The sequence below is a fragment of the Desulfopila aestuarii DSM 18488 genome, from assembly GCF_900143695.1.
Taxonomy (GTDB): Bacteria; Desulfobacterota; Desulfobulbia; order Desulfobulbales; family Desulfocapsaceae; genus Desulfopila; species Desulfopila aestuarii.
The window spans coordinates 1-12,305 of sequence record NZ_FRFE01000058.1; the positions used below are offsets into that span (position 1 = coordinate 1).

At 44.4% G+C, this 12,305-nt stretch carries 11 protein-coding genes and 1 pseudogene; 7 read left to right on the top strand and 5 right to left on the bottom strand.

What is annotated here, in order from left to right:
- Together tnpA and BUF15_RS25410 are read right to left on the bottom strand one after the other, a co-directional pair.
- Positions 1-230: IS66 family insertion sequence element accessory protein TnpA (gene tnpA, locus BUF15_RS25405; protein ID WP_327021844.1), on the bottom strand; the 230-nt coding region annotated here is incomplete at its 3' end.
- A gap of 109 nt (positions 231-339) precedes the next feature.
- A complete protein-coding gene (locus tag BUF15_RS25410) occupies positions 340-981 on the bottom strand; it encodes a LysE family translocator (RefSeq protein ID WP_073617087.1) in 642 nt (213 codons plus the stop codon).
- 584 nt (positions 982-1,565) lie between these two features.
- On the opposite strand from BUF15_RS25410, the gene BUF15_RS25420 reads away from it, so the two are divergent.
- The 3 genes from BUF15_RS25420 to BUF15_RS25430 all read left to right on the top strand — a co-directional run bounded on the left by BUF15_RS25420 (position 1,566) and on the right by BUF15_RS25430 (position 2,926).
- Complete coding sequence (locus BUF15_RS25420) at positions 1,566-1,910, top strand: type II toxin-antitoxin system RelE/ParE family toxin (RefSeq protein WP_073617069.1); 345 nt, start codon at positions 1,566-1,568, stop codon at positions 1,908-1,910.
- Positions 1,897-2,205: an addiction module antidote protein gene (locus BUF15_RS25425; protein WP_073617071.1), complete on the top strand. Its 309-nt coding sequence runs from the start codon at positions 1,897-1,899 to the stop codon at positions 2,203-2,205. The genes BUF15_RS25420 and BUF15_RS25425 overlap by 14 nt, the downstream gene beginning before the upstream one ends.
- A gap of 463 nt (positions 2,206-2,668) precedes the next feature.
- Positions 2,669-2,926: a toll/interleukin-1 receptor domain-containing protein gene (locus BUF15_RS25430; RefSeq protein ID WP_073617073.1), complete on the top strand. Its 258-nt coding sequence runs from the start codon at positions 2,669-2,671 to the stop codon at positions 2,924-2,926.
- 81 nt (positions 2,927-3,007) lie between these two features.
- On the opposite strand, the gene BUF15_RS25435 is transcribed toward BUF15_RS25430, so the two are convergent.
- Together BUF15_RS25435 and BUF15_RS25440 are read right to left on the bottom strand one after the other, a co-directional pair.
- Complete coding sequence (locus BUF15_RS25435; protein ID WP_073617075.1) at positions 3,008-3,979, bottom strand: GGDEF domain-containing response regulator; 972 nt, start codon at positions 3,977-3,979, stop codon at positions 3,008-3,010.
- Between the two features lie 9 nt (positions 3,980-3,988).
- On the bottom strand, positions 3,989-8,965 hold the full coding sequence (locus BUF15_RS25440; RefSeq protein ID WP_084554599.1) for a transporter substrate-binding domain-containing protein: 4,977 nt from the start codon (positions 8,963-8,965) through the stop codon (positions 3,989-3,991).
- A gap of 128 nt (positions 8,966-9,093) precedes the next feature.
- On the opposite strand from BUF15_RS25440, the gene BUF15_RS25445 reads away from it, so the two are divergent.
- From BUF15_RS25445 to BUF15_RS25465, 4 genes are all read left to right on the top strand, one after another.
- On the top strand, positions 9,094-9,708 hold the full coding sequence (locus BUF15_RS25445; protein ID WP_200802491.1) for a restriction endonuclease: 615 nt from the start codon (positions 9,094-9,096) through the stop codon (positions 9,706-9,708).
- A 224-nt stretch (positions 9,709-9,932) separates the two neighbouring features.
- Positions 9,933-10,442 (top strand): GNAT family N-acetyltransferase, encoded by a 510-nt coding sequence (locus tag BUF15_RS25450; protein WP_073617079.1) that lies wholly within the window; start codon positions 9,933-9,935, stop codon positions 10,440-10,442.
- Positions 10,443-10,492: 50 nt separating this feature from the next.
- The gene (locus BUF15_RS25455; RefSeq protein WP_143170885.1) at positions 10,493-10,735 is read left to right on the top strand and encodes a hypothetical protein; all 243 of its coding nucleotides are present in this window, start codon (positions 10,493-10,495) and stop codon (positions 10,733-10,735) included.
- A 474-nt stretch (positions 10,736-11,209) separates the two neighbouring features.
- Positions 11,210-11,599 (top strand): hypothetical protein, encoded by a 390-nt coding sequence (locus tag BUF15_RS25465; protein WP_073617085.1) that lies wholly within the window; start codon positions 11,210-11,212, stop codon positions 11,597-11,599.
- 438 nt (positions 11,600-12,037) lie between these two features.
- On the opposite strand, the pseudogene BUF15_RS25470 reads toward BUF15_RS25465, so the two are convergent.
- A pseudogene (locus BUF15_RS25470) lies at positions 12,038-12,305 on the bottom strand (IS256 family transposase); the annotation flags it as partial.

Here is a 12,305-nt window from a genome sequence, read left to right on the forward strand (position 1 = left end):
CTCTGCTTTTCCTGGACCTGGGATTGTACCGCAAGAGGAAAAAAACGCGGTTGCGGTTCGTGAGAAACCTTCAATGAGCTCTTTCGACGCCAGTAACCAAATGTCGCCAAAGAGAGCATGTTCTCCCGGCAATATGATGATTGCGTCAGGCCGCTACTCTCCCATGAGCGGATGTGTTCCTGCCAATATTCCTGCTTGGCCGACCGATTCTTGCTATGCTCTGTTTTCATTGTGCCCTCCCGTGGTCTGGTTTGCCACAATGAAACAGATTGTTAACGATATGAAAAGATGGCGTTTGTTGAGCGCTTACAAACCTTTGAAATGGCAATCGATGCGGTACTAATTCGTGTGATTCTCGGTTAAGGCTAAGCGGATCCCCAAACCAATAAGCATGGAGCCTAAAACTCGGTCAAGCAAGGTAGAGAATTGGCTGTTGCTGCGAAAAAAAATCGTTGTTTGCGCAGCAGTTAAAACGAGGACAGATTCAATTACCAAGCCACCTAAATTTACGAGAAAACCGAGTATAAGAATCTGAGCCGGTGCGTGCCCCAGTTCAGGACGAACAAATTGTGGCAAAAAAGCCATAAAAAAAATGGCAACTTTTGGGTTTAGGATATCGATCAACACCCCTTGCTTGAAGGCTTTCCAAAATGTTGATTGCTCCTGTTTTTTTTCAGGAATATCAAAAGAGATTCCTCTCGACCTTAAAGCCTGAATCCCCATATAAATAAGATATGCTGCCCCCATATACTTAACAACACTGAAGGCCATGACAGAGGTTGCAAGTATCGCTGACAGGCCAAATGCGGCTGCAAAAATATGTACCAAAGACCCAGTGCATACCCCCAAAGATGACGCCAATCCAATCTTTCGTCCTTGAGCTATCGTCTTGGAGAGGATGTAAATCATATCCGGACCAGGTGTAATATTTATTGCAATGGTTGCAGATAAAAACAATAACCAATAAGAAGAGCACTCCATGTTGAACCTCGTTGTTGCCTTGATGTAGCTACTTTTCCATATTCTCAATTTGCTAATACAATACGACATTTTACAACCTTACTAATCCACTGACAACCATAACTCCTTCAAATGGTAAGTAAATTGACCTACCTTATTTCGTTTAGGCCAACCACATCAAAAAAACTACTCCAGTTGGGATCATCTGATTCAATTCAGGTCGAATTGCTCGTGTCAATTGCCCCAAGTGCACCAACTGTATAGCCATGCTTCCGTTTTTCCATCACTTCTCTCACCCTATCGCCGACGATCCGAAGCGCAGCCAACATCCCACTGCCACCTTCTGCAATCGGAAAACCAAGATCCTGAACCGCGATAGCGGCTTGTGTGGCAAGTGGGTGTAGATCACACCGGCACTGACCAGGTTCTTTCTTTTTGGTACCATGAAGAATAAAAATATCTAATCTGGAAGTGCTGCAGGACAGTTTTTTGATACTTTGAATGTTTAAGGTTTTAAAACCTGCTATCTTTAATAGCAAAAATAATTATCTATACTCGTGTTGCGTACTGAGGTACGCAGTGTTATAATGTAAGGAGAGAGAAAAGTGGCAAGATTGGCAAAACCACCGCGTGTTATTGTCTTTGCCGATAAAGATGGCAAAGAACCTTTCACCGAGTGGCTCTATGGGTTGAAAGACGTTATGGGGCGCAAGCGCATCCTTGTTCGTATTACACGCCTAGAGCAGGGAAACTTTGGCGACTGTGAACCGGTTGGTGAGGGTGTTAGCGAATTACGAATGTTCTTTGGGGCTGGCTATCGGGTTTATTTTGGGGAAGATGCAGAAAACATTGTTGTCCTGCTCTGTGGCGGCGACAAAGGGAGCCAGGCACAAGACATCAAAAAGGCAAAAGCCTATTGGCGGGAGTATTTAAATAATGAAAAATTATAGAACTTTCACTGCTGTTGAAGAATCGTATTTTCGAGACCATCCGGAAGAGATCGACGACTATATCAAACTCATTTTCGAAGCCTATGCCGAGGACGGCAACACAGGGGCGCTGCTCTCTTCACTCCGCGTCTTAAGCCGTGTAAAAGGCGTGACCAAAATAGCTGAAGAATCAGGATTAAGCCGAAAGGGTGTACAAAAAGCTCTTTCCGAAACCGGCAACCCTGCGCTTTCCAGTATCAACGCCATTATGCACGCGATGGGCTATCGGTTGTCACCGCAAAAATTAAATACCTAAAACACAACGCTTAAGCCCACCAATTCCGACAGGATTCTCCTTATACTTGCGGGCGAAATCGCTCAAACCGGATAACCCAGGCTGCGCGGCCAGGACCATCGGCACCAAGGCGATAAACTAAACAACGAGGTTTGATTCATGAACTTGATGGATTGCCGGCATCATAAAATCTCGGAAATCGATGGTAGGCTCTATTGTGATTTTTGCGACATTGAAATTGAGCAGCCTTACCCTCCAATATGCCATTGTTTCATAGATCTAACCGAAGAACAGTGGATCTGTCAAAAATGTGGAACAGTATATAGTGCTGAATATTTAAGAGAAGTTGGCTGGCCAGTTTAAAACAAACGGTTTTTAGACCAGGCTGCGCGGCCTGGATCACCGGCTTGGTTGGTTTGACCGATCCGCCATACAGTAATAAATTTCTGTGGTTTCCAACGATTCCCTGCTTACGCGAGATACCATGACCGAGAACAACAAAACACGAATCTTTCTCAGTTACGCGCATGAGGATCTTGAAATGGTCCGGCAGATCTATACCGGATTGAAGGCGCGCAATCTTGGTGTCTGGTTTGATAAGGAGGACCTAGGACCGAGACTATGGAAGAGAAAGATTGAAAAAGCAATACCGAAAAGCCAATATCTCGTTATCTGCATAAGTGAAGCGGCGTTGAAAAAGACCGGCGATGAGCCAGGTTTTCAAGATGAGGGGTTTCTCTGAACAAAGGTACATAACCCACTGTTCCCTGCTAGTGGTCATCTTTTCAAGTGAGGTGTCAGATCAAGTCTGAACTAATTTAGGTCAGGTCATCGTGCGACGATCTAAAAAGAAGGTACTCCCAGGAGTTACTTTGGCCTGTTTTTTTGTCATCGCACACACATCATTCACTTCAAGGTACGTCGAGTATCTGCGATGTGATAAGTCAACACCGGCAAGACTAATGGAAATGATAGGGAAGGTCTGTTTTTCACCTTTGCGGTTGACGGACTGGATGCTTTGAGACGCGATATCACTTTGAGAATAAAACCTGCTAATACCATCATCGAATTTCTTGATGATACGTGCCGCAATTTCCTCCACCAGAATCGAAGGTACGATCAAAACAAAGTCATCCCCGCCTATATGGCCAATAAAAGACTCCTGGATATTCATTTCAGAAATGACTTCGTGGAAAACTTCACTGGTAAATTTGATAACTTCATCGCCTAATGCAAAACCGTACTTGTCGTTAAATGCCTTAAAATTATCGAGATCTGCATAGAGTACCGTGACATTGGCGTTATCCGCCAAATCTTTTTTGATGCGATTTGCGATGCTGTTATTTCCTGGAAGTCCAGTCATGGGGTTGGCATCCAAGGCGGTACTGAACAATCGTTTCAACTCCTGCATAGCTTCCCGCAGCTTTAAATGATTTTTGATTCTCGCCTTGACAATAGCCGGACTAATCGGTTTCGTGATGTAATCAACCGCCCCGATCTCCAGCCCTTTCGCCTCATCACCGACCTCATTCATAGCGGAAATGAATATGACAGGAATGTCTTCAGTCAAACTGTCTGCTTTGAGCTTCTGGCACACTTCATATCCATCCATGTGCGGCATCACGATATCGAGTAAGATGAGATCTGGTAATTTATTTCTGGCTAATTCCAGTGCCTTTGGCCCATTATCGGCAAAGTATGTTTTATAATTCGGCTTGAGCAGCTCGATAAGGATCTTGATGTTGTCGATAACATCATCAACAATGAGTACTTTTTGTTTCGTGCTTGCTGACATGTGGCTCCTCTAAATCCGTAAAGATAAGGTGTCACAAAGTACCTGTAGTTTGGCGTACGCATCGTTAAACTGCAAATCAGCAACCAATGCTTCTATCTGTAGAAGAATTCCCATATTCTCTGAGGCCATGAGGGCTTTCAATTCCTGGATACTGTCCATAGCATCATAGTCATTGTCCTGTAAACGGGTCGCCAGTGCAGTGATAAGTGGCTCAATCCGGATATCCTCCTCCGGGATTCCAGGTTGTAGTGGCACGTCGGATTGTACTGTTACTGCTGCCTCGCTCTTGAGCCAGTCGCCTAGTGCGTCGCCTAAAACAGCTGTTTCATTTTCCAATCTCACCAATACATCCATGGCTTTTGAATGATCTTTTTGATGAAGCATGTGTTCCAGATCAGTTGCCAGTGAAAAAATAGTCTCCGCACTGAGATTTCCACTAATCCCTTTGAGGGTGTGTGTCAGTTGAGCTGCTTTTGCTATATCCTGCTCGTCCAAGGCCTGGCGGATTTCTTTGGGTGTTTCAGAATGGGTGGTGAGAAATTTACCCAGAAGATCGATATACAGTTGCCTGTTGCCAGCTACTCGTTGCAGGCCCATGTCTATATTTATACCTGGAACCGTTTCAGGCACCGCCCCACCCAACGCATCAGGCACATTTCTGTTTACCGTCACATCCCTGCGAGAAGGTTTGATCCATTGACAGAGCACATCGAATAATTCCTTTATTACGATTGGTTTTGTGACATAACCATTCATCCCGATATTCAGGCAATGCTCCTTTTCGCCTACCATGGCATGGGCTGTCATTGCAATTATCGGCAAAAGGCTCTTGCCGGGCTCAACTTGTTGTTCCTGTTCCCATTTCCGTATATTTTGTGTGGCTTCATAGCCATCCATTTCCGGCATCTGAATGTCCATAAGTACCGCATCAAACGAACTGTCCTGAATGGCTGAGAATGCCTCTTTGCCATTGACAGCCGTTGTGACATGTAATGAAATGCTTTCAAGTAACTCTGTTGCAATCTGTCGGTTTATTTCGTTATCATCAACAATAAGGATTTTTGCACCGCTGATTGCTTCGATGGTATGAGCTTCATCTAAACTCTTTCCTCGGATGTTATGGGTGCCCCCCTCCTCTTTCTTCAAAAGCATTTCTACTGTCTCACCCAGGATTGATCGATTCACAGGTTTAAGCAAAAAGGCATTGAATCCGGCGTTCGCATACTTTTGGGTCAGCAAGCCATCCTGGTCATATGCCGATATCAATATGATAGGTATTGCTGAAAGCGTTGCTTCGTTTCGAATGGCTTTACAGAGCTGTATTCCATCCATGCCTTTCATCTGCCAGTCCGTGACAACCAGATGAACCGGGTTGTCATGCAATGACTCTCTCAACAGCGACATGGCATCGTCACCGGACGAGGCTGTACTCACAGTGAGCTCCATGTCTGTCAGCATTGTGGCTACAACTTTTTTTGAAACAGGATTGTCGTCCACCACAAGGATATGCAAGCCTTGCATGTCTGCAGCAATACGGGGTTCCGAATCGCCTGGAGTGCTCTGAATGCCAAAGGTGATTTCAAAAGAAAACGTACTTCCTTTTCCAAGTTCAGATTCAACCCAGATTTTGCCATTCATCATTGCTGCCAGTTGTTTGCAAATAGAAAGGCCTAAACCGGTTCCACCATGCTTTCTGGATGTGGAATTGTCGGCTTGAACGAAGGGGTCAAACAGGTCTGAAATCCGCTCTTCTGGTATTCCGGCACCAGTGTCTTCTACAGCAAACAGCAATCGACCCTCTTTTTCGCTTTTTTCCAGGCATGTTATGCGAATGGTTATAAAACCACTATCGGTGAATTTAATAGCGTTGCTGATCAAATTGGTAAGGATCTGTCCTACTCTTAAGGGGTCTCCAAGTAACAAAAGAGGAACTTCCCGGTCTACAGAAATTATTAATTCAATACCTTTCTTGGCTGAATTCAGATAGAACGTGCTGGCAAGATTGTCCAGGAGCTCTGTTAGAGAAAAGCGAATATTTTCCAGCTCCAACATGCCGGCTTCAATCTTTGAAAAATCAAGAATTCCGTTGATGAGTTCAAGTAGTGATTTTCCGGAAGCATTTATTTTGGTCAGGTAGTCTTTGATCTTTGGGCTCATCTCCTGATTGAGAGCCAATTCTGAAAGACCAATAATTGCATGCATTGGCGTACGAATTTCATGGCTCATGTTGGCAAGAAAGTCGCTTTTGGCCATGTTTGCCTTGAGGATGGCACGGTTGAGGGTGGTCAGCCTATGATTCCAGTAAAATATGCCAACCAGCGTTACGCTGAAGACGCCCAGGATTTTCCAAAGAAGTGCGTAATCGAACGACTTTTCGAAAACGATGGAAACCCACTTGTTATAGACATTGAGCCTTTCCTCTTCCGATAAAGAGGCAACTGCTTGCTCTAAAATTGAGAACAGCAGCAGGTCGTCATTACGTACAGCGATCGAGAGGTCGTGATTCAGGTCAAACTTTCCGGCTATCTTTATGTCCGCCAGGCTTAACTGTTGAATCTTGTAGCTCATTGCCGGCATGGAACAGATAAGACCAAAAGCTTTTCCTGAACGAACGAGTTCAATGCCTTCTTCAATATCGTCTACTTCGATAATCGTGATGTCCGGGTATGTCGCTTTCAGGTTTTGGATATAGGCGAACCCCTTAACACCGGAAAAGATTTTGTGTGAAATCTTGTTAATGTCATCGATAAACAGTTGATCAGAACGTGTGGCGATGACAATGGGCATACTCAAGTACGATTCTGTGAAGTTAAGATATTCTTTTTGTGCAGGTGTCTGTTGAGCCGAAGAAATTATGTCACATTTACGCGATTTCGAATTCTGTAAAGTTTCGCTGAAAGTTTTCGTTGGTACCAGCGTAATGTCTTTGCCTATTCGCTGGCTGATGAGGCTCATGAATTCAGCGATCATGCCCTCATGTTCGCCGTTTTTGCTGATTGATTCCATTGGCATCCAGTCAGGATTCACACTCATCCGGATCTCAGATCGACTGGCTAGGTAATTTTTCTCTGCTGAAGACAGTGAAAGCTTTGTCTCCTGCATATTTTTCACCATAATGTCGGCACTCAACCAATGATTGGCTATCAAAGCGATTTCATATTCGCTGATGGCAGCCAGCCCCTTTTGAAGAACATTATAGAGTGTTGTTTTTTCAGGATTAATGCCAAGTCGCAAGTCTTCTTTTTCAACACCGGAAAGATCAAACTCTCCCGCTACCTGAATATTTCTGAGCCCATGTTTTCTCACTTGATGATTAATTACTGATAGATTTTGAATGAGTATATCAATTTTCCCATACGCCAGAGCTTTTGACTGATCTTCGTAATTATCAAAAAGGATAAGGTTGATACCCTCTATTTCCCCAAGTTCTTTTTCGTAAAAAATCCCGCGTTGAATCCCTACTCGTCTTCCCTTAAGACTCTCTAATCCTTTAAACTCTTTAAAATCATCCCTGACAAAATAGACCACCGGTATTTCATAATAAGGGGTTGTATAAAGGGTGAACGGTTTTCGCTCTTCCTTGTAGGAAATGTCGGCAATAACATCAACCTCTTTACCCTTGAATTTCCTAAGGTTGTTCCCCCAGTGGTCAACATGCTCCTCAAATTCCAGGCCGGTTTTCTTTGAAAGCAAGGCCAGCAATTCTTTGACAAATCCTTTCAATTCCCCGTTCTCTTGGTAACTGAAAGGAGCATAGTCGCTCATGAGTGCGATAGAAGCCTTCGGGTTGTTGGTCAGATACTCTTGTTCTTCAACAGTAAGTGCAATACTCTCAGTCGGCATTGATGGTTGCAGGGTAAACCATTTCTGTTTGAGCTGTTGTTCTTCCTGATATGTGATCGCCCTCAACGCTTTATTCAATGCGCTCACTAACAGTGTCCAGTCTTTTCTGACACCGATACTGTTGTAGAAATTTTCACCTCCAGGTATTTTCGTCTCTCCGGAAATAATCAGATTCGGGATGTTGTAATCCAGCATGAGGTGCTGCATTACTGCACCGATATCAATTGTTGCATCCGCTTTGCCAAAAGCCACTGCTTTCAAAGCATCCACACTGCTGTCAACCAGAAGAAGTTCAATTTCCGGGGTATGCTTTTCCAACAAATGCTGATACCAGAATCCTTTAACGATAGCCACTTTATGGCCTTGCAGTTCTTCAAGATTCCGAAACGGCTTTGTATATTGACTGACAATATTGAGTGGATTGCTGATGATCGGCAAAGTGAAAGAGGCAAATTCCTTTCGCTCTTCGGTTTCTACCATATTGCCTATGAGGTCGATATCTTTACTCTTAAGCATACTCATGAACGAATCCCATGTGGGACCACTGATATACTCAAACTTAATACCGAGCTTTTGGGCCAATAGGTTCAGGATATCTATGGTGTATCCCTGAGGGATTCCATCCCGATAAAAGTTGAATGGCACCCAGTTCTGTTCGTTATGCGCACGAATTACCGGGTGAATCTCAATAAAAGACCGTTCTTCAGCAGTTAAGCCAAGATTGTCGTTATCGGACCGGGAAGATATTGATTGCTGCGGGGAAACTGCATTCTCTTCCTGTTTTGAAAGAGCATCGGAAGGGGATGAGGCAGCATCTACTGTGGAAGCACAACACAAGCTATTTACCCAAAATAACATCAAAACGAATACTATACTTTTCTTCATGAGCGACACTTGACGAAAAACCTCATTCAAGGGATATGGTTGAAGCACTACCAGTCCATGGTCGCATCCCCATCGATAGAAGGCAAGTTCTTTCTGCTTTTTAATGATGGAATAATGAGAACTTCTTTGCTCTTGGAGTATATTCACCGGTGGAGATTCGTATCGAGCTGACATGAACGTTGTTAACGCCCGGTTTTGTCTCTTATTGCTCTTGTAAGAACCCATGAAGGATCGGCTGGCAATACACCCGACTGCCATCGTAGTTGTAAGGATATGTATCTTTTTTTATTGCAGATATTGGTTATTAAAAACTTACGAAATAACCACTCAATGCAATCAGTGAAGATGATACACAATATCTGGTGTTTGGCGTTTTCAGCTATTTCATGATCTTTATTCGCAGTTCAATCTCGGTGATTTCATCAACCAGCTTCAACGAGTGGAAACAGGGGACAGACCAGAATGGCGCTAGTTTAAGGTGTCTGCCTGATATCTATTCCTATGCTGAATCTCCTTCATTTCGTGTCTCGGCCTCGTCATCAATTGGAAAGGTTGTCCAGCATGGCCGTGGCTATGTAGGCTTGAGCCAATGGATGGGGCGGGGATTGGCGTTCCAAATCGAGCAGCACAACCACCAGGTTCGGAAGGCCCTGCGCGAGAGATTACTGGCCATGAAGCCCGGGGAGTTTGAGGAGCTTATCTCGCAGTTGCTGGCAGAAATGGGATTTGAGATGGTTGAGGTGACCAAACTTAGCGGCGACGGCGGCATCGATGTTCGGGGCACCTGGGTGGTAGGCGATGTTGTCCGAATCAAGATGGCCGTACAGGTCAAGAAATGGAAGCTCAAGAACAATATTCAGGCTCCGGTGGTACAGCAGGTGCGCGGTAGCCTTGGAGCGCACGAGCAAGGACTGATAATCACCACCAGCGATTTCAGCTCAGGGGCCATGAAAGAAGCCGCTCAACCTGACAAGACTCCCCATTGCCGTGATGAATGGTGAACAGCTTGTGATGCTTCTCATGGAACACGGCATCGTTGTCCAGCGTTCGACGCCCGATTTGTTTGAAATTGACGAAGAGTTAATGGCAGGAGGCGAGGTAAATAATGCATGAGCAAGTCACATAAAAATACCTCGAAAACGCCGCCTCCATGAAATACACTGAAACCGTATAGCCCAGGACGATCTGCACGGGGCTCTCTCATTTATGAAAATGCATAGCCGCTATGATTGAAATTCGAAATGCTGAAGAGACTCATATAAGAGTGCTCGCAGAGATTGAAAAGGCAGCAGCCGCAATGTTCAGCGAAAATGACCTCCCAGCTCATCGTCGTAACGAAACCATGTCTGAACTGGATCTTTATACAGCTCAACAACAGGGACTTCTGGTGGTAGCTGTTGAGAGCGGCCTTGAACCTATTGGGTTTGCCATTGCCACGCTAATCGATTCGTATCTCCATCTAAAAGAAATTGATGTTCATCCAAGATATCAGTGTATGGGGATAGGCTCTGCATTGCTCGATAAAATTTTCGATTTGGCTCAAGATTATGAGTGTGAGGCAGTCACCTTGACGACTAACAAATACGTTGCATGGAATGCACCGTGGTATGAGAAGAAAGGATTCTGCATTCTTGGAAGCGATAATATGCCAACATATATTCGATCAATTCTCGATCAAGAACAAGAAAGAGGATACAATCCACAAAGGCGTGTGGCCATGCAAAAATCAGTGTAGTGAAACCGTATAGCCCAAAGTGGTGCAATGAACAATCGGGGGAGGTTGAAGTGGTCTTGCCGGATCGCACCTGTTGCGATTGCCTCACAAATAATAATGCTGTTGAATTTGATTTTGGCCCCAATTGGGCCGAAGCCATCGGGCAATCACTTTACTACAGCATTCAAACCGGAAAGAGGGCAGGAATTGCATTGATATTGGAAAAGCCGAGTGACTATAAATATTGGATACGCCTTAATACAGTGATCGAGCAAAACGCTCTCAAGATAGACACTTGGATGATCAAACAATAAGACACAGGCAAGCAATGTTTGAAGATCTGAAAGAGAAAGCCGTGACGTGGAGAGCAGGGAACGGGTACACAGAGAAAGGTGGTGTAATCGTCTTTTTTCAAGGCGAGGTTCAAGGGTGGTGTAATGCTCTCCGCGATCCTCAACATTGGCAACCTGGATGCTTGGCTGTAGATCAGTTCGGTTTGGTCTATCAAGCTGTTGGTGGCAACGCTCAAGATGGGGCAAATAGTTGGCAAATAATGCTCTCTCTATAAATACAAAGCACGGATCCAGGGATGAATCAATACATGCTAAACGCCAAATAGGAAAATATTATCGGGCACACACTGATGGTATGAAAATGTGATCGACTCTGGCGTGCTAATCAATCATGTTGCCTAACAGATAATCTTTGTGTAGATTTTTTATCAACTAGCAAACGCTAGAGTTTCTACATAACAGCCTGTTATAGGGTAACAACCAAGAGATGCTTCTATGCCAGTTGACATAACATATTTGAGTGATGGCGGAGTGTACCTTTATGGCTCTGGATGTCTTACATATAGCGATATAGTAGATGCGAATAATGTCCTTTATGCGACCCCCGACAAAATTAAGGGTTTAGCGTACCAATTATGCGACTATTCAGATGTTACAGAAGTTAATCTGACCTCTAAAGAAATCGAGAAGTTAGCACTTCAAGACTCAAAAGCTGCAATGTTAAATCCGGCTATGTTGATTGCTGTAGTTGGAAATCAGGATTTAGTCTATGGTCTGTTAAGAATGTGGGAAGCATACGCAACATCCCCCTCTTTCGAAACAAATGCTTTTCGTACAGTTGAAGATGCGAAAACATGGATTTCAGAAAAGGCCAATTTAGAGTAATTCTGATAGCCACCATCAGACCAACCCTTAACGCAAATCCCCATATTTTGAGATGTACAAGTGCACTATTGCTCCCTTATGTGTTAACCCGGATGACTGATACTTTCCTGTTAATCCAAATCTTATAAAGCAGAATCCCGTCCATGGCGACCGATAACACATCAATATCGGTCGCCAGTTGTCACACTCCTCCATTTGTCATCTGAGACGCGCTCAGGGTCCCGGTCGCATATCCGCACGGCACCGGTCAGCTCGATCGAGCCAAAAACCGACAGCAACTGAATCAAAATATGACGAAGACAATAGACCGAAATCCGCATCAGAAAGAAAAGACTAGGCAAAAATAATTTTCAGAGCAGTGCTATATACGCTTGCCATATACTGCTATTTGCCATATACTCTGAGTTATAGTCAAGTCTGGTGTTTGAAGAATCATTCTTAGATATTGACCACCCTGTTCAGCTCACCTTCTTTTACTGGTTCAACCCTCTCGCCATCCTTGAATCTCACCCCTCGAATGACCTCAGCAAGCAGCTTGAATCCCCTTAGCCGACGCCATTTCTTCTGAGCGCTCTGGCCGAGCTTGTAAACCATCGACAAGATAGTATGTCTTGCGACACATCCCCTTGTTTTTGCTGTCCGAAGTCGTACGGTGGCAAACGTTGACTCGATAGGGTTTGATGTACGAATATGTTGCCAATGGGCG